19 protein-coding genes are annotated in these 17690 nt (G+C 60.8%); 9 read left to right on the forward strand and 10 right to left on the reverse strand.

Annotated elements, in window-relative coordinates; translation table 11 throughout:
• Nucleotides 1–119 precede the first annotated feature (119 nt).
• Nucleotides 120–692 (forward strand): histidine phosphatase family protein, encoded by a 573-nt coding sequence (locus ACMXYJ_RS13055; protein WP_415760143.1) that lies wholly within the window; start codon nt 120–122, stop codon nt 690–692.
• Nucleotides 692–1447 carry a precorrin-6A synthase (deacetylating) gene (gene cobF, locus ACMXYJ_RS13060; RefSeq protein WP_415760144.1) on the forward strand — a complete coding sequence of 252 codons (756 nt, stop codon included), beginning with the start codon at nt 692–694 and terminating at the stop codon, nt 1445–1447. The genes ACMXYJ_RS13055 and cobF overlap by 1 nt, the downstream gene beginning before the upstream one ends.
• Before the next feature lie 124 nt (nt 1448–1571).
• On the opposite strand, the gene ftrA is transcribed toward cobF, so the two are convergent.
• Nucleotides 1572–2546 (reverse strand): transcriptional regulator FtrA, encoded by a 975-nt coding sequence (gene ftrA / locus ACMXYJ_RS13065; RefSeq protein ID WP_415760145.1) that lies wholly within the window; start codon nt 2544–2546, stop codon nt 1572–1574.
• A gap of 101 nt (nt 2547–2647) precedes the next feature.
• Between ftrA and ACMXYJ_RS13070 the strand changes: the two genes are divergently transcribed.
• Nucleotides 2648–3082, forward strand: coding sequence for a rhodanese-like domain-containing protein (locus ACMXYJ_RS13070; RefSeq protein WP_415760146.1), 435 nt, complete (start codon nt 2648–2650; stop codon nt 3080–3082).
• Between the two features lie 110 nt (nt 3083–3192).
• On the opposite strand, the gene ACMXYJ_RS13075 is transcribed toward ACMXYJ_RS13070, so the two are convergent.
• Nucleotides 3193–3825: a type 1 glutamine amidotransferase gene (locus ACMXYJ_RS13075; RefSeq protein WP_415760147.1), complete on the reverse strand. Its 633-nt coding sequence runs from the start codon at nt 3823–3825 to the stop codon at nt 3193–3195.
• A gap of 235 nt (nt 3826–4060) precedes the next feature.
• On the opposite strand from ACMXYJ_RS13075, the gene ACMXYJ_RS13080 reads away from it, so the two are divergent.
• The 3 genes from ACMXYJ_RS13080 (at nt 4061) to ACMXYJ_RS13090 (ending at nt 7048) form a co-directional block, all read left to right on the forward strand.
• Nucleotides 4061–4840: an ABC transporter substrate-binding protein gene (locus tag ACMXYJ_RS13080; RefSeq protein ID WP_415760148.1), complete on the forward strand. Its 780-nt coding sequence runs from the start codon at nt 4061–4063 to the stop codon at nt 4838–4840.
• Nucleotides 4841–5043: 203 nt separating this feature from the next.
• Entirely contained in the window at nt 5044–6156 is a 1113-nt protein-coding gene (locus ACMXYJ_RS13085; protein ID WP_415760149.1) for a succinylglutamate desuccinylase/aspartoacylase family protein, read from the forward strand.
• Between the two features lie 175 nt (nt 6157–6331).
• Nucleotides 6332–7048, forward strand: a complete 717-nt coding sequence (locus ACMXYJ_RS13090) for an alpha/beta hydrolase (protein WP_415760150.1) — start codon at nt 6332–6334, stop codon at nt 7046–7048.
• A gap of 3 nt (nt 7049–7051) precedes the next feature.
• Here ACMXYJ_RS13090 and ACMXYJ_RS13095 read toward each other — a convergent pair whose 3' ends face one another.
• From ACMXYJ_RS13095 to ACMXYJ_RS13110, 4 genes are all read right to left on the reverse strand, one after another.
• Nucleotides 7052–7639, reverse strand: coding sequence for a hypothetical protein (locus ACMXYJ_RS13095; RefSeq protein WP_415760151.1), 588 nt, complete (start codon nt 7637–7639; stop codon nt 7052–7054).
• Between the two features lie 122 nt (nt 7640–7761).
• Nucleotides 7762–8433: a glutathione S-transferase family protein gene (locus tag ACMXYJ_RS13100; protein WP_415760152.1), complete on the reverse strand. Its 672-nt coding sequence runs from the start codon at nt 8431–8433 to the stop codon at nt 7762–7764.
• Between the two features lie 81 nt (nt 8434–8514).
• A complete protein-coding gene (gene yddG / locus ACMXYJ_RS13105; protein WP_415760153.1) occupies nt 8515–9426 on the reverse strand; it encodes an aromatic amino acid exporter YddG in 912 nt (303 codons plus the stop codon).
• Between the two features lie 58 nt (nt 9427–9484).
• Entirely contained in the window at nt 9485–10279 is a 795-nt protein-coding gene (locus tag ACMXYJ_RS13110; protein WP_415760154.1) for a hypothetical protein, read from the reverse strand.
• Between the two features lie 299 nt (nt 10280–10578).
• On the opposite strand from ACMXYJ_RS13110, the gene ACMXYJ_RS13115 reads away from it, so the two are divergent.
• The gene (locus ACMXYJ_RS13115) at nt 10579–11898 is read left to right on the forward strand and encodes an Nramp family divalent metal transporter (protein ID WP_415760155.1); all 1320 of its coding nucleotides are present in this window, start codon (nt 10579–10581) and stop codon (nt 11896–11898) included.
• 120 nt (nt 11899–12018) lie between these two features.
• Here ACMXYJ_RS13115 and ACMXYJ_RS13120 read toward each other — a convergent pair whose 3' ends face one another.
• Nucleotides 12019–12912 (reverse strand): LysR family transcriptional regulator, encoded by an 894-nt coding sequence (locus tag ACMXYJ_RS13120; protein ID WP_415760156.1) that lies wholly within the window; start codon nt 12910–12912, stop codon nt 12019–12021.
• A gap of 111 nt (nt 12913–13023) precedes the next feature.
• On the opposite strand from ACMXYJ_RS13120, the gene ACMXYJ_RS13125 reads away from it, so the two are divergent.
• Nucleotides 13024–13626, forward strand: coding sequence for an NADPH-dependent F420 reductase (locus tag ACMXYJ_RS13125; protein WP_150655469.1), 603 nt, complete (start codon nt 13024–13026; stop codon nt 13624–13626).
• A gap of 233 nt (nt 13627–13859) precedes the next feature.
• On the opposite strand, the gene ACMXYJ_RS13130 is transcribed toward ACMXYJ_RS13125, so the two are convergent.
• From ACMXYJ_RS13130 to ACMXYJ_RS13140, 3 genes are read right to left on the reverse strand one after another with little or no spacing between them, the layout of a single operon-like run.
• Nucleotides 13860–15041 (reverse strand): acetyl-CoA C-acetyltransferase, encoded by a 1182-nt coding sequence (locus ACMXYJ_RS13130; protein WP_415760157.1) that lies wholly within the window; start codon nt 15039–15041, stop codon nt 13860–13862.
• Between the two features lie 11 nt (nt 15042–15052).
• Nucleotides 15053–15718: a CoA transferase subunit B gene (locus tag ACMXYJ_RS13135; RefSeq protein WP_348130982.1), complete on the reverse strand. Its 666-nt coding sequence runs from the start codon at nt 15716–15718 to the stop codon at nt 15053–15055.
• A 36-nt stretch (nt 15719–15754) separates the two neighbouring features.
• Complete coding sequence (locus ACMXYJ_RS13140; RefSeq protein ID WP_415760158.1) at nt 15755–16453, reverse strand: CoA transferase subunit A; 699 nt, start codon at nt 16451–16453, stop codon at nt 15755–15757.
• 210 nt (nt 16454–16663) lie between these two features.
• Here ACMXYJ_RS13140 and ACMXYJ_RS13145 point away from each other — a divergent pair, with 210 nt between their 5' ends.
• Nucleotides 16664–17566: a LysR family transcriptional regulator gene (locus ACMXYJ_RS13145; RefSeq protein WP_415760159.1), complete on the forward strand. Its 903-nt coding sequence runs from the start codon at nt 16664–16666 to the stop codon at nt 17564–17566.
• Nucleotides 17567–17690: the final 124 nt, after the last annotated feature.

Below are 17690 nucleotides of genomic sequence, written 5' to 3' on the forward strand. Positions count from 1 at the left end.
TTTTAGAACCTGTATGGCCGGATCAAACGAAACGCCCTGGATCGCGCTTCTTGCGGCACAATTGGGCCATTATTTTCGGCGTGACGCCGTTTCAGTTTCCATCGACAGAGTGATCCTTCGTGCAGGCGACCCGTTTGACCCTGATGTGCCACGCTCGAACCGTCGCACAAAAATTGTCGTGTTTTCCTACGAATGAGCCCATAGAGATGGATTGGCAATCGGCAAAGGGATCGCGTCGTGCTCAGTTCAAGGGGACGCCACGATTGGTGTGTGGACCTGAACTGCGAACCCGGCAAACCGCCGAGCTGTTCGGCAGCGACGCGGAGATTGTCGAGGCATTGAGGGATTGCGATTTCGGCAACTGGAAAGGCGCGCGGATCGACGATCTGCAAAAATCCGCAGCTCAAGCGCTACAAATCTGGCTCGATGACCCAAGCTCGGCGCCCCACGGCGGCGAGTCGGTGGTGCAACTCGGTGAGCGAGTGGCCGCTTGGCTGAAAACGCTGGAGGCCACACCGGGACACATCGTTGCCATCACCCATCCGTTTGTCATTCGCGCCGCGCTGATGCAGGTGCTGCAAGGCGCCGCGTTCAACCTGATCGACGTTGAACCGCTGTCGGCCATCGAGTTGCGGTTCAACGGCCGCTGGCGCTTACGCTTGCTGGGCACTGACCCCGAGGGAGCACATTGATGAAAAAACTTCTGGTCATCGGCATCGGTGCCGGCAATCCCGACTACATCACGATGCAGGCCGTGAAGGCGCTGAACCTCGTCGACGTGTTTTTCCTCATGGACAAAGGCCAGAGCAAAGACAAACTGATCGACCTGCGCCGCGAGATCTGCGAGCGCTACATCACCGATCGCGACTACCGCTTCGTCGAAGCCCACAGCCCGGAGCGCGAGCGCGGTGAGGTGGACTACAAGGCCAGCGTGGAAGACCTGAACCTGGCCAAGCAGCAGACGTTCGAACGGTTGATCAGTGAGGAAATGACTGACGACCAGTGCGCCGGTTTTCTGGTGTGGGGCGACCCGGCGTTGTACGACAGCACTATTCGGATCTTGCAGGCGATTCTGGCCTCGGGCCGCTGCGTCTTCGAATTTGAAGTGATCCCCGGCATTACCAGTGTCCAGGCGCTGGCGGCGCAGCATAAGGTGCCGCTGAACCGCATTGGCCGCTCGATTGAAATCACCACTGGCCGGCGCTTGGCGGCGGGGCAGGTGAGCGATGCCGACAGCCTGGTGGTGATGCTCGATGCGGAGGATTCCTACCATCGGGTGGCAGATCAGGAGACGGAGATTTACTGGGGGGCCTACCTGGGGACGCCGGATGAAATCCTGATCAGCGGCAAGCTCAAGGATGTGGCGGATGAGATCGAACGGGTGCGCAAGGCGGCCCGGTTGGAGAATGGGTGGATTATGGATACCTATCTGTTGCGTAAGCCTTGAGAAAACGGGTGTCTGGGCTGGCCTCATCGCGAGCAGGCTCGCTCCCACAGTTGACCGAGTAGTTTGGACGGATGCGGTCTAATGTGGGAGCGAGCCTGCTCGCGATGAGGCCCTCAAACACACCTCAAATTACTGCTTTAACCTCCCGCCCAAACCGCTCCCGATACACCGACGGCGGCACCCCGACCACGCTGCGAAACGCCACCCGAAAACTCTCCACCGAGCGATAACCGCAGCGCTGGGCAATCTGGTCGGTGTTCTGGCTCGTACTCTCAAGCAGCTCGCGAGCCCGGCCCAGCCGTTCATGCTGTAACCACGCCTTGGGCGGCATGCCGGTGGCTTCAGTGAAGCGGCGCAGGAAAGTCCGTTCGCTCATGGCCGCCTCACTCGCCAGCTCGCGCACCTCCAGCGGTTCATGCAAACGCTCGCGCGCCCACTGCATGACGCGGGACAAATCGCTACGCGGCGTAGGACTGACCGGTGTCGGAATGAACTGCGCCTGGCCGCCGGTGCGTTGCGGCGACATCACCAGCCGCCGCGCCACCGAGTTGGCCACCTGCGTACCGAAGTCCCGCGCCACCAAGTGCAGACAGGCATCGATACCGGCAGCGCTGCCGGCCGAGGTGATCAGCTGACCTGAATCGACATAGAGCACGTCCGGGTCCACCAGAATGTTCGGAAAACGCTCGGCCAACTCAGCGGTGTAGCGCCAGTGCGTGGTGGCGCCGCGACCGTCGAGCAAACCGGTGGCCGCCAACACGAACACGCCCGAGCAGATCGACAGCAGCCGCGCACCCCGCGCATGGGCCTGGCGCAGGGCCGCGATCAATGCCTCCGGCACCGGGGCGCTGCGATCGCGCCAGCCGGGAATGATGATGGTCCGGGCTTCTTCGAGCAGTTCCATGCCGCCATCGGCCAGTATCTGAATGCCGCCCATGGCACGCATCGGGCCTTGATCCACGGCGGCAATCCGGTGCTCGTACCAAGGGAAGTCGAACTCCGGACGGGCCAGTCCGAAGATCTCCACGGCGATGCCGAATTCGAACGTACAGAGGCCGTCGTAGGCCAGAATCGCGACCAATCCAGGGGTGGGCTGCATTTGGCGGAAAATTCCCGGTGAGTGTCTTGTGCGCCACTGTAGCCGCAAGTGTCGAGCGGATAAAGTCTTCTCACACCCGCCGATACTTTGGAGTACAGCCCATGACCAGCCTGGTCCGCGAGATTCCCGCCGCCCCATCGGCCATCGCCCTGATGCATTTCAGCAACCGTCTGACCTTCGAAACCGACTGTTCCGACGTCCACGGCAGCCAACAGGCCGGCGAGGTGGATTTTGTCCTGGTGGACGTGCGCGGTCCGCTCGCGTTCGAGCGTGGCCATGTGCCGGGAGCGATCAATATTCCGGGGCGACTGCTGAGCGCTGAAGGTCTGGCGGCTTACCCGAAAAACAGCGTGTTCGTGGTGTATTGCGCCGGGCCCCACTGCAACGGCGCCAACAAGGCTGCTGTGAAACTGGCGGCGCTGGGTTACCCGGTCAAGGAAATGATCGGCGGGGTGACCGGGTGGCTGGATGAAGGGTTTGAGTTGAGTGTTGCGGTGCAACGGCCTGCCAGCACCGTGATCGGTTGCGAATGTTGATGTAGTCGAAAAGATCGCAGCCTCGTTTCACTCGACAGCTCCTACAGGCTTACGCGATCCCCTGTAGGAGCTGTCGAGTGAAACGAGGCTGCGATCTGTTGATCTTGCTTCTAAACGGATGCCCACCACCCATCCAGCGTCGCCTGCAACCACTCGAACACGGTTGCATAGGCGGCGCTGTCCTGTTGACCCCGGGGCAGCGGTGACTCGTCGGCAAAGTGTTCATTGAGCGTGGCCACCGATTCAGCCGTCCACTCCGGATGAAACTGCAAACCCACCCGCGTCGGCCCGACGCAATACATCTGCTGCTCGCACTGATCACTGCTGGCCAGCAACTGCGCGTCTGGCGGCAGGTCGATGGCGTCTTCGTGCCATTCCAGCACTTGTAACGTCTGGCCATCGACAAAGGTCAAGGGCGTCCAACCGGTTTCGGTTCGATCCATCCGCCGCACATTCCCGCCCAGACTCAGCGCCAGCAACTGCGCCCCCAGGCAAATCGCAAACACCGCCGCGCCTTGATCCAGACTGCCCGCCAACCACTGGCGTTCGGCTTCCAGCCAGGCGGGTCCGGCGTTGGACTCATAAGGCCCGCCCAATAGAATCACCGGTGCTGCACTGACGGGCGGCAACTGACCAAGGTCGGCGCGAAACACGTTGAGGGTCAGGCCTCGGGACGTAGCCCAGTCGGCAATGGCGCCGGGACCTTCGGCGGGGTGGTGCTGGATGAGGTTCAACGTGGGCATAAGGGCTCTCTTGTAGTTTTTGCTTGTAGGTTTTGTCTGAAAAAAGGGCTTGTCCTACAGTCTTTGCACCGGCTTGGCGCACGCTTCAAGGGACTTGAATCCGCCGGCTACTTTTCTATAACTATTTGTCGCTTAAACACAATTGACCCTCCTTGAGCCGCTCTAGACTGCCGGCCACTTCGGTCTTCACCAACCGAAAGCTGCCAATAAAAGCCTCCGCACACAGGAGTTGTAAATGAAGAAGCTAGTGATGTTCGGTGCCCTGGCACTGTCGATGTTGTCCCTGACGGCTGTGGCCGAAGACGCCAAGCCGATCCGCCTCGGTATCGAAGCCGGTTACCCGCCATTCTCGATGAAAACCCCTGATGGCAAACTCACCGGCTTCGACGTGGACATCGGCGACGCGCTGTGCGAGCAGATGAAAGTGAAGTGCACCTGGGTCGAGCAAGAGTTCGACGGCTTGATCCCGGCCCTGAAGGTCAAGAAAATCGACGCGATTCTGTCGTCCATGACCATCACTGACGATCGCAAAAAGAACGTCGATTTCACCATCAAGTACTACCACACCCCGGCGCGCTTCGTGATGAAGGCAGGCTCCGACATCAAAGACCCGCTGACCGAACTCAAAGGCAAGAAAGTCGGTGTGCTGCGCGCCAGTACCCACGACCGCTTCGCCACCGAAGTGCTGGTGCCGGCCGGTATCAATCTGGTTCGCTACGGCTCGCAGCAGGAAGCCAACCTGGACATCGTCGCCGGTCGTCTCGACGCGATGCTGGCCGACTCGGTCAACCTGGACGACGGTTTCCTGAAAACCGACGCCGGTAAAGGCTTCGCTTTCGTAGGCCCGACCTACGAAGACGCTAAGTACTTCGGCGGCGGCGCCGGTATCGCTGTGCGCAAGGGCGATACCGCCCTGGCAGAGAAATTCAACACCGCCATCACCGAAATCCGCGCCAACGGCAAGTACAAGCAAGTGCAAGACAAGTACTTCGACTTTGACGTTTACGGCCATTAATCACGCCGTTCAAAAAAGTGGCAACCGTTGACGCGGTTGCCACTTTTTTTATGCTCTCTCTATTGTATGGAGGCCTTTGTGGGAGCGAGCTTGCTCGCGATGGCGGCCGGAAGGTCAATAATGATGGCGACTGATCGGGCCCCATCGCGAGCAGGCTCACTCCCACAAAAGAAGACCTCATCGTCCAGTATTCAGGAGTTTCCATGCAACGCATCGACCATTCACTGCCCTGGAGCCACCTGGGCACCGAACGCACCCTCAGCGTGTTTCGTTATGGCGCGGGCACTCGCAAGGTTTACATCCAGGCCAGCCTGCACGCCGATGAACTGCCGGGCATGCGCACGGCGTGGGAACTGAAGAAGCGTCTGGCCGAACTTGAAACCCAGGGCCAGTTGCAGGGCGTGATCGAACTGGTCCCGGTGGCCAATCCCATCGGCCTCGATCAGCACCTGCAAGGCAGCCACATGGGCCGCTTCGAGCTGGGCAGCGGCAAGAACTTCAATCGCTCGTTCGTCGAACTCAGCGCACCGGTGGCCGAGTTGATCGGTGATCGCTTGGGCAGTGATGCGGCTGCCAACATTGCGTTGATTCGCCAGACCATGGGACAGGTACTCGACGGCCTGCCGGCACCGGCCTCGCAGCTTGAAGCCATGCACCGCTTGCTGCTGCGCCACGCTTGTGATGCCGACATCACCCTCGATCTGCATTGTGATTTCGACGCGGCGATTCATCTGTATGCCTTGCCGCAACACTGGCCGCAGTGGCAATCCCTGGCGGCGCGTTTGAAGGCAGGGGTGGCGTTGCTCTGTGAAGATTCCGGCGGCAGCTCATTCGATGAGTCGTGTTCAACGCCGTGGTTGCGTCTGGCCAGGGCTCTCCCTGAGGCCGCGATCCCGCCGGCCAACCTGGCGACGACGCTGGAGCTGGGCAGCATGGGGGATACGCGAGTCGATCAGGCTCAGGCCAATTGCGAGGCGATTCTCGGCTTCCTCGCCGAGCAGGGTTTCATCAAAGGCACCTGGCCCGCGGCACCGAGCGAATGCTGCGAAGGCATGCCGTTCGAAGGCACCCAATACCTGTTCGCGCCGCATCACGGGGTCGTCAGTTTTCTGCGCGATTCGGGTGAATGGGTGGAGAAGGGCGATGCGCTGTTTGAAGTGGTCGATCCGCTGAATGATCGGGTCACGACTGTTTGCGCCGGGACCAGTGGCGTGTTGTTTGCGATTGATCGCGGGCGCTATACGCAGCCGGGCACCTGGCAGGCGAAGGTCGCGGGGCGCGAGCCGATTCGGGTCGGAAAACTCATCAACGACTGAGGTTCTTAGTCGTTTTCGAGGCCGCTTTCGCGAGCAAGCCCGCTCCCACAGTTGACCGCGTACTCCTGTGGGAGCGGGCTTGCTCGCGAAGGCGGCATCAGCAGCACCGAATATGTCCGGGCAGCTTCACAGTGTTAGGCTCTGCCCCGAATCCTGCACTTGTGAAGGAAGGTTTATGTTGAAGTTTCTCGCTCTGCTGACACTCCTGGCGTCCACCGCCGTCCACGCTCAAATCCCGCTGCAAACCGATCTGCCGCTCAAGTACCTGGAGCAGGTCAACCCCGAATCGCGCAATCAGCCCCTGGTGATTTTCCTCCACGGTTACGGCAGTAACGAGGAGGACCTGTTCGACATCAAGGATGAACTGCCTGCGTCATATAACTATCTTTCGGTGCGGGCACCGATGGTGATCGAGGAGGGCCGTTATCAGTGGTTCCGCCAGAAAGGTGATGGCGCCTACGACGGTGAGACGGATGATCTGAAGACCAGCGGCGCGGTATTGCTGGATTTCGTCGCACAGGCTGCGAAGAAATATCACACCGAACCCAACAAGGTATTCCTGGTGGGTTTCAGCCAGGGCGCGATGATGTCCTACGAGGTGGCCCTGCGTCATCCCGAGGCGGTGGGCGGGATCGCGGCGTTGAGCGGGCGGATTCTGCCGGTGCTCAAGTCCGGACTGAAACCGGATGAAAAACGCCAGAAGCTGGCGATTTTCATTGGTCATGGCACCGCGGACACACTCATTCCCTACAATGACGGCACGGACGCCGACAGCCTGTTGCAGAGCCTGTCACTCAAGCCTGAGTTTCATGCCTATCCTGGCGTCGGTCACAGCATCAGTGCTGTCGAAATGCGGGACTTGAGCGCCTGGTTGCAACGTCTCAATCCCTGACGCTTACTTGCCGGAGATGATCTGTTTGACCAGCGTCTCGTGGCCAGCATTGTCGCTGAGGCGGGAAATCACCTGAACGATCGCCATGCGCGTGTTGGACGCGGCCATCACTGTGGTGTCGAGGGTTTTGCCGCCGCCCTGGGTGGCGGTGCTGTCGATCTGCCGCAACCCCAGTCCGGTGCCTTTCTGGGTCAGGCTTTTTTCACTGAGCTTGGTGAAGTCTGGCAGCGCCGTGGCTTGTTGGGTGGCGAAGTCAGACGCCACGGAGTCGAGGAACTGACCGTCGTTGTCTTTGACGTTGAGACCGCCGGGGATGGTGTTTTCAGCCGCGATCACCACGGTTTTAGTCGCCTGATTGGTGTACATGGTGCCCGTTGCCCCGGCGGTGCCGGTGGCCGCGTCGCCGGCAGGCAACGGGTTGGCGACGAAGCCTTTAGGCAGGTTGAACGTGAACTTGCCGCCGAGCATCGAGACTTTCTGTGCGGGCGCGGTATCGCTAGCAGTGGCTTTGGCGGCCTGCGCATTCAGCGCTCCCAGACTGGCAATCGCCGTCAACAACAGGACAACGGCTTTTTTACTCAACAATGACATTCAGAAACTCCAGGGGATGGTCGCGCGTTCGCCGCAATCATCCCATGGAATCCACTTTGTAGCAGCCCTCACCACCCTGTAGCAGCAGCCTCGCGAGCTCGGCAGCTGCTACAACAACGGTGTTACGCCTGATTCTGCGGGAACAGGTTGCGACGGGTTTCTTCGTCGAACTCCGCCTTCAGCACCAGTTTCTCTTTAAGACCATGGGCACGCTGGGCGGCCGGGCGGGCGCTGATTTCATCGAACAGGCGCTTGACGTTCGGGTACGCCGCCAGACCGTTCTCGCCGAGGATGTACGGCGCGTAATTGGCCCAACCCCAGAGCGCCATGTCGGCGATGCTGTAGGTGTCGCCGGCCAGGTACTGATGGTCGGCCAGACGCTGATCGAGCACGCGGTAGTGGCGTTCGACTTCCTTGAGGTAGCGGTTTTTCGCATACGCCAGGTCTTCCGGTGCGTGGTGCAGGAAATGCACCGCCTGGCCGGAAAATGGCGAGAGACCGGTCGCGATGAACATCAGCCAGGACAGTAGCTCGGCTTGCCCGGCCACGGAGGTTGGCAGGAAGCGCTGATGTTTCTGCGCCAGGTGCAGCAGGATCGCTTGGGAGTCGAAGACGATCGCGTCGCCATCGACCAAGGCTGGCACCTTGGCGTTCGGGTTGATCGCCAAAAAGGCTGGCAGGTGTTGCTCGCCCTTGAAGGTGTCGACGCCGATCAATTCGTAGGGCGTTTGCAGTTCTTCGAGCAGCAGGGCGACTTTCATTGGGTTGGGCGAAGGGTGGAAAAAGAACTTCATGGTGCAGGCCTCAGTCAGTTGGTTTGGAACTGAGGCTGATGTTGAAGTAAACCTGTTCGATTGACGTGCGAGCTTGTTGCTTTACTCGTTCGAAACTATCGAACGTGTTATCGGCACTTTGGCGGTTGATCGCGATGTGGCGATGACTGCCCCGGCGATAATCAGCAGCGCGGGGATGATCAGAATCGGGCTGGCATGGCTGCGCCCCACGGTGATCAGCAACAACGTGGAAATCAGCGGCGCCAGGTAGGAAAGCGCACCCAGCGTCGCCAGACTTCCGTGTTTGGTGGCGTGGTCCCAGGCAAAAAATGCCAGACCTACCGGTCCAAGCCCGAGGACGACAATCGCGGTCCATTGGCTGAAGTCAGGCTGTACCGTGGTTTCGAATGCCAGGTGGCAGACCAGTCCGGCCACGGCGACCAAACCGCAGATGCCACCAATGATGCTGCTCGGTACTTCGCTGAACCGGCGGTTGATCACCGAGTAAACCGACCAGATCAGCGCACAGCCAAACGCCGCGAGATAACCGGCGATGGGCAGCGCGGCATCCGCATTCGGGGCACGCTGCTGCATGATGAAGGCAGTGCCCGCCAAGCCCAGCAGCGCGCCGAGTAATTGCCGTTTGTGCAGCTTTTCGCCGGCCGAGAACGCCGACAGTAGCACCAGCAACAGCGGCCAGAGGTAGTTGATCAGGCTGGCTTCGGCCGCCGGGGCGGCTTTGAGTGCGAAAAAGTACAGCGCGTGATAAACGAAAATTCCGACGAACCCGGTCGCCCACACGGTCCAGGGCTGGCGCCAACTGGTGAACCCGGCGAGCCCGCGTCGACCCAGAATCACCAGGCTCGCCGCGAACGCCGCGCCGAAACCCAGCGTCAGCAGTTCAAACGGTGGAATGCCTTCGGTGAGGGTGGTCAGCAACGCCAAGGAGGACCAGAGCACAATCGCAATCACGCCGACGGCCGTCGCGCTGTGGCTGTTTCGGAGCTGAGTCATGTCTGTTCCTTCAGCGCGATGAGCGGGCGACCATCCTGGCCCGATGACATCAAGCAGCTTAGCGTTTGATCGCCGTACGTCCAGCGTCCGGTACCAGGCTCGCAGGCTTGGCCAACAAGCGCTTGGTCACCCCGAGCATACCCACAGACACCGCGACGCCGAGGGCAAACGCGGTCAGACCCATGCTTGGCAAGGTCAGCGCCAACACCAGGCAAAATGCGGCGAACGAATACATCCCGGTCGCGGTGGCCCGCAACAATGCGGCGGTAAAGGCCGGCCCGCGGGTTTGCTGGGAGAACACCGCCATCACGCTGCCCAACACTGGGAACACCGCGAGCAGGCCGCTCCAGCGCTCGCCAACGGTGCTGGCCAACAACGTGACCGCGAGGGTGAGCAGGGCGCCGGCCATCATGCGCAACAGCAATTTGTCGGACTTCGGCGCCGGGCCTGAAACGATTGGCTGAACCGAGGGGAACAGATACGGTGCCGCCAGCAGGGCGGTCGCGGCGGCGATCACCGAGAACACCAGGGACGGCGGAATCAACGACAGCACAACGGCCGCCGTGGCCCAGACCAACAGTGAAACCACCAGCACCCACGGCCACTTCGCGCGTTGTGCAACCTGCGCGTAGGTCACGCAAAAGGCAATCATCGCAAACATCGCCGACAGCGCTGCCGTCGCCGATTGAGCGGCGAACACCTGGCCTTGTTCGATGGCGAGAAAGAACAGAATCGGCCCGACCACCACCGGCAACCCCGACAGCCAACCGGCGACACTGGGTCCCCAGCGTTTACCGGCCAGGGAAATCAGCAAGAGAAATCCTGGGATGACCAGCAGTTTGAGTATCAGCACGCACGCACCTCCGACCTGAGTGAGGCGGCAACGTTAGCATTGCGGGTGAGTGATTGCTCTATAGATGTCGTGATTTTGTATACAAAGAAGAATATTCCAATGCTGACGCAGGTGATCCCACTGCGGTCCACGTAGGAGCTGCCGAAGGCTGCGATCTTTTGATCTTGCACTTCGGTGACGCTGACAATGCTGAAAATCAAAAGATCGCAGCCTGCGGCAGCTCCTACAGGGTTTTGCATGTACAGCCGAATGAGTGAACGTCTAAGCTGCCCACCTCCCATTTGTTTCTGGATGTTTGTGTGAAATTCAGTTTGCCCACAACCGCCACGGCGCCGTTCTGTCCGCCGGAAGTGGCCGGCAGCGTTGCCGTCGATCCCCGCGCCTCGTTCTTCAACCGGATGCTGCGTTTTGCCGGTCCTGGCTTGCTGGTGTCCATCGGCTACATGGACCCGGGCAACTGGGCGACCGCCATCGAAGCTGGCTCGCGGTTTGGTTACAGCTTGTTGTTCGTGGTGCTGCTGGCGAGTCTGGCGGGGATGGTGGTGCAGTGTTTGTGTTCGCGCCTGGGCATCGCCACCGGGCGTGATCTGGCGCAGTTGTCCCGGGAGCGCTACAGCACGCGGACCGCACGGACCCAGTGGGTGTTGGCGGAAATCTCGATCATCGCCACTGACCTGGCCGAAGTGCTCGGCTGCGCCCTGGCGTTCCATTTGCTGCTGGGCTGTTCACTGACCTTCGGCATCGCGCTCACGGCATTCGACACCTTGCTGGTGCTGGCCCTGCAAAACCGTGGCTTCCGTCGACTCGAAGCGATCATGCTGGTGCTGGTGGGCACCATCGGCGTGTGTTTCTTCGTTGAATTGCTGCTGATCAAACCCTACTGGCCGGACGTCGCCCGGGGGTTCACTCCGTCACTGTCCGCCATCGGTGATGCTGCGCCGCTGTACCTGGCCATCGGTATTCTCGGGGCCACGGTGATGCCGCATAACTTGTACCTGCACACCTCCATCGTGCAGACCCGGATGATTGGCAAGGACCTGGCCAGCAAGCAGGACGCGGTGAAACTGGCGCGCATCGACACCATCGGCTCTCTGGCCCTGGCGTTGCTGGTCAACGCGGCCATCCTGATCCTCGCCGCGGCGGCGTTCCACAAGACCGGGCATACCGACGTGGTCGATATCCAGGACGCTTATCACCTGCTCGACCCATTGGTGGGCGGGGCGCTGGCCAGTGTGTTGTTCGGCGTCGCGTTGCTGGCTTCGGGTCAGAGCTCGACCTTCACCGGGACCATCGCCGGGCAAGTGATCATGGAGGGCTTCCTGAACCTGCGGATTCCTTGCTGGCAACGGCGATTGCTCACGCGCGGGCTGGCGCTGATCCCGGCGTTCATTGGCGTCTGGCTGATGGGCGACAATGCGATCGGCAAGCTGCTGGTGTTGAGTCAGGTGGTGTTGAGTCTGCAATTGCCGTTTGCGTTGTATCCGCTGATTCGCATGACCAACGATCACAGGCTCATGGGGCCGTTGGTGAATCGGTGGCCGACGCGGGTGCTGGCGTGGGGGTTGTTTGTGCTGATCAGCGGGGCGAATAGCTGGTTGATCTTACAGTTTTTGGTTTGATGTCAGGGCCTCTTCGCGAGCAAGCCCGCTCCCACATTTGATCGGGGGAGTACACAGGTCTTGTATTCACTGGAGATCAAGTGTGGGAGCGGGCTTGCTCGCGAAGAACGATAACGCGGTCTACCTCTGAAACGCCTCAACGACAAAATCGATGAACACCCGGGTCTTGGCCGGCATCAACGTCCGGCTCGGGTAATACAACGAAATCGATCCCGCGTCGGCGTGCCAGTCGGGCAGCAGGCGCACCAGTTCGCCACGCTGGATATTCGCCAGCACATCCGGCAACACCAGCAGCGTCACGCCCAAGCCGAGTATCGCCGCTTCGCGCATGGCGGCCGGGTCATTGAGCACAATGTTTTCATTCAGATTGGCCGGTGCTTCGTTGCCCGCGCCATCGCGCATCAGCCATTGGCGAATCCGCCCGGTGCGGGTGCCGCGCATCACGATGCCGGTGTGTCCGGACAGGTCCGCCGGACTGTCGGGCAGGCTGCGTCCTGCGAGGTAGGCCGGTGAAGCGACCGCCACCACATCCGCCGCCGCCAACGTTCGCGACACCACTCCCGGCGTCAACTTGAAGCCGCCACCAATGGCCGCGTCATACCCTTCGGCAATCAAATCCACTGGGCGGTTTTCGAAGTGCCATTCCGGGCGAATCAGCGGGTAGCGCGCCAGGAACGCCGGCAGCAGCGGCAAGACATGACCGATGCCAAACGTCGGCGCCAGACTGACTTTGAGCACGCCCGCCGGCTCGCCTTGGTCGCTGCTTACCGTGCTGATCGCTGTCTGCAACGCTTCCAGATTGCCGCCGATACTCGTCAGAAAGCGTTCCCCGGCTTCGGTCAGGGACAGCTTGCGGGTCGAGCGCTGGAACAGCCGCACGCCGATGTTACGTTCGAGCATCGCCACGTTGCGGCTGACAGCCGCAGGGGTCAGCGCGAGCACCCGTGCGGCGGCGGAAAAACTGCCGGTTTCGGCACTGCGGACGAAGGATTCGAGGTTGGCGAGGGTTTCCATGGCAGGCACCTGCTAGTCATGCTTGAAGATCATTCAAGGCATTACCGGCTAATCAAGTGCTAATGGCAAGTGCAGTATTCACTCCAACGACAACCCTCGGAGTGAACAACCATGAGCACCATCGGAATCATCGGCGCCGGCGCAATCGGCGCAGCTTTTGCCAGAGCACTGTCGCGTCAAGGCATTGAAGTGGTTATCGCCAACAGCCGTGGCCCGCAAAGCCTGGCCTCGCTGGTGGAAGAACTCGGGCCGACGGCGCGTGCCGGAACCCGCGAGGAGGCCGCCGCACAAGCCATCGTTTTGGTCGCGGTCAACTGGTCGAAATTGCCGACCGCGCTCGCCGGCCTGCCGGATTTTGGCGGACGGATTGTCATCGACGCCAACAACTCAATCGAGGCGCCGTCGTTCAAGGCGGTGGATTTGCAGGGGCGAATGTCCAGCGAAGTGTTTGCCGAATGGGTGCCCGGTGCGCGGGTGGTGAAGGCGTTCAATCACCTTCAGGCGCGGTTTCTGGAAAGCGATCCGGCGGCGGAGGGCGGGCGGCGGGTGCTGTTTCTCTCGGGCGATGATGCCGATGCAAAAGCTCAAGTGGCGGCGCTGATCGAACAGCTGGGCTTCTTCGGGATTGATCTGGGGGAATTGAGCGTCGGTGCGCGGCTGGTGCAGTTTCCAGGTGGTCCGCTGCCGGTGCTGAATCTGGTGAAATTTGCCTGACGACCAGACAAAAAGAACCCAGTGCGACGTGAGTCGCACCGGGTGTTTTGCCAGGCGGCGAACGGATATTCGTGGGTCCCCGCGCCGCCTGTTGAACGCTGTTTGATCGTTCCCACGCTCTGCGTGGGAATGCAGCCCGTGACGCTCGGCGTCACTTCCAAAGCCGAACGCAGAGCGTCCGTTGAGGCATTCCCACGCAGAGCGTGGGAACGATCCTTGTGGCCGAAAAAGGTTTACGCCCGTTCGATCGCCAGTGCCACGCCTTGACCACCACCGATGCACAGGGTGGCGAGGCCTTTCTTGGCGTCACGCTTGATCATTTCATGCAGCAAGGTCACCAGCACCCGGCAACCCGACGCACCGATCGGGTGGCCCAGGGCGATAGCGCCGCCGTTGACGTTGACCTTGTTCAGGTCCCATTCCAGGTCCTTGGCCACCGCCAGGGATTGCGCAGCGAAGGCTTCGTTGGCTTCGATCAGGTCCAGTTGGTCGATGGACCAGCCGGCCTTGTCCAGGCAACGACGAGTCGCGCTGACCGGGCCGATGCCCATGATCGCCGGGTCGACGCCCGCATTGGCGTAAGCCGCGATTTTCGCCAGCACCGGCAGGCCGAGGGCCTTGGCCTTTTCCGCGCTCATCAGGATTACGGCGGCGGCACCATCGTTCAGGGACGAGGCGTTACCGGCGGTCACCGAACCGTCCTTCTTGAAGGCCGGTTTCAGTTTGCCCAGGGAGTCGGCGGTGGTGCCGGCCCGTGGCTGTTCGTCAACCTGGAAGGCGACCGGATCGCCCTTGCGCTGAGGAATCAGGATCGGCGTGATCTCGTCGGCAAAACGCCCGGCTTCGATGGCGGCCGTGGCTTTCTGTTGCGAGGCCGCGGCGAAGGCGTCTTGTTGCTCGCGAGTCAGGCTGTACTTGTCAGCCAGGTTCTCGGCGGTGATGCCCATGTGGTAATCGTTGAACGCATCCCACAGGCCGTCGCTGATCATGGTGTCGACGATTTGCGCGTTACCCATGCGCAGACCGGTGCGGGCACCGGGCATGACGTAATTGGACAGGCTCATGTTTTCCTGGCCGCCGGCAATGATTACGTCGGCATCGCCGCAGCGAATCGCCTGAGTGGCCAGATGCAGCGCTTTGAGGCCCGAGCCGCAGACCTTGTTCAGGGTCATCGCAGGCACGGTGAAGGGCAGGCCGGCCTTGATGGCGGACTGGCGCGCAGGGTTTTGCCCAGCGCCGGCGGTCAACACCTGGCCCATGATTACTTCATCGACTTCAGCAACGTCCAGTCCGGTTTGCGCCAGCAACTGACGGATCACCGCAGCACCGAGGTCTACCGCGGACACGTTGGCCAGGGCCCCCTGAAAACTGCCGATGGCGGTACGGGTGGCGGCGACAATGACGACTTCTTGCATGGAATGATTCCTCACTGGGCAGCGAACTGCATTTCCGGAACGTGATCCGGCACGATCAGTTTACCGGCGGTCTTGGCGACAATCTCCTCGACGCTGACGCCCGGTGCGCGTTCCTTGAGAATGAACGCCCCGTCCTTGATTTCCAGGTAGGCGAGGTCTGTCAGCACGCGCTTGATGCACCCGGCACCGGTCAGCGGCAGGCTGCATTTGGACAGCAGCTTGGACTCACCGTCCTTGGACGCGTGGGTCATGATGACGATGATGTTGTCTGCGCCGGCCACCAGGTCCATGGCGCCGCCCATGCCCTTGACCAGTTTGCCGGGAATCATCCACGAGGCGATGTTGCCTTGCACGTCCACTTCAAACGCACCGAGTACGGTCAGGTCGACATGACCACCGCGGATCATCGCGAAGGACTCGGCCGAGGAAAAGATCGACGCGCCGATACGTGCGGTCACGGTTTGTTTGCCGGCGTTGATCATGTCGGCATCGATGGTTTCTTCAGTAGGAAACGGACCCATGCCCAGCAGGCCATTTTCCGACTGCAGCATGACTTCCATGCCTTCAGGAATGTAGTTGGCGACCAGGGTCGGAATGCCGATGCCCAGGTTCACGTAGAAGCCGTCCTGCATTTCGCGGGCGACGCGTTGAGCCATTTGTTCGCGGGAAAGTGCCATTGTTGTTATTCCTTCATTCGGTCCGGGGGCAGGGGATCACTTACGCACGGTGTGCTGTTCGATGCGCTTCTCGAACGTGCCGCAAATGACCCGGTCGACGTAGATGCCAGGGGTGTGGATCTGCGCCGGGTCCAGCTCGCCGGGTTCGACGATTTCTTCGACTTCGACCACGGTGATCTTGCCGGCAGTGGCGGCCAGCGGGTTGAAGTTCTGGGCGGTGTGGCGATAGATGACGTTGCCGAAATGGTCGGCTTTCCAGCCTTTGACGATGGCGAAGTCACCGGTGATGGACTCTTCCATCAGGTACTGGCGGCCATGGAATTCGCGGACTTCCTTGCCGTCGGCTACCGGAGTGCCGACGCCGGTGGCGGTGAAGAAAGCGGGGATGCCGGCGCCGCCAGCGCGCATTTTTTCGGCGAGAGTGCCTTGAGGGGTCAGGACGACTTCGATTTCGCCTTTCAGCAGTTGGTCTTCGAACAGTTTGTTCTCGCCGACGTAGGACGCCACCACCTTGCGGATCTGCCGGTCTTCCAGCAGCACGCCGAGGCCGAAACCGTCGACGCCGCAGTTGTTGGACACCACGGTGAGGTCGCGTGTGCCTTTGCGCTTGATCTCGGCGATGAGGTTTTCCGGGATCCCGCACAGACCGAAGCCGCCGGCGATCACGGTCATGCCGTCTTCAAGACCTGCCAGAGCTTCCTCGTAGGAACTCACGCGCTTGTCGAAACCTGCCATATGCACCTCTTTTATTCTTTGTGGGCGGCTGGCTAGCCGTATGGGATAGGAGTGTCTCGCTGAAGAATTCATTTGTTAAGTTGATTTTTAAGGTTGATTGATAGATAAAACTCACCAATCGATCCTGTGGGAGCGAGCTTGCTCGCGATGGCGATTTCAAGGAATCCATCGCGGGCAAGCCGTGCTCCTAATTACTGGAGCAACTCGCACATGACAGTCAAGCAGATCCGCGCATTCCTGGCCGTGGCCCAGAGTTTGAGTTTTGCCGTGGCCTGCGAGCGGTTGCACCTGTCGCAATCGGCCTTGAGCCTGACCATCAAGGCGCTGGAGGAGGGGCTGGGCGGTCGGCTGTTCACCCGCAACACGCGCAATGTCGCGCTGACGGCGGAGGGAGAATCGCTGGTGCCACTGGCACGTCGCCTGATCGCCGACTGGGACAATGCCGAGGATGAGCTGCGCCAACGCTTCACCCTCCAGCGCGGTCGCGTGACGCTGGCGGCGATGCCATCGTTTGCCGGCAACCTGCTGCCGCCGATCCTGAAAACCTTCCGCGCGCGCTATCCCAAGGTCAACGTCACGGTGAATGACGTGATCAACGAACAGGTGCTGGAGATGGTGCGTGACCGGCAGGTTGAGCTGGGGGTGGCGTTTGAACCGACTCAGAGTTCGTCGCTGGCATTCACGCCGTTGTACATGGACCGGTTTGTGGCCGTTGTGCCGAAGGACTCTCCTTTTGCCGAACGAGAAGACATCGATTGGCAGACCTTGCTCAAGGAGCCGTTCATCACTTTGCAGCGTCCGTCGACGGTGCGGGTGATGCTGGAGGAACACTTGCAGGCGCGTGGGATGAAATTGCCGGTGGAGTTTGAAAGTCATCAGTTGGCGACGGTTGGGCGGATGGTGGCGAGCGGGTTGGGGGTGAGTGCAGTGCCGGCGTTGTGTGTCGGGCAGATGCTGGAACTGGGCGCGCGGTGCATTACCTTGCGCGATCCGGTGGTGGAGCGGGCGATCGGGGTGCTGACGAAGCCTGGGGTGGAATTGTCGGCGGCGGCGCAGGCGTTGTTCGATATTCTGAAAGCCGAAAACCTCGGCCAACGCTTATCTTCGCACTGAAACACAGGCCCAATGTGGGAGCGGGCTTGCTCGCGAAAGCGGTTTGTCAGTCAACATTAATGTTGAATGTGCAGGCCTCTTCGCGAGCAAGCCCGCTCCCACAAGGTTGTGGTTTTGTCAGTTT

This window comes from Pseudomonas arabinosi, assembly GCF_047758675.1.
Lineage (GTDB): Bacteria > Pseudomonadota > Gammaproteobacteria > Pseudomonadales > Pseudomonadaceae > Aquipseudomonas > Aquipseudomonas arabinosi.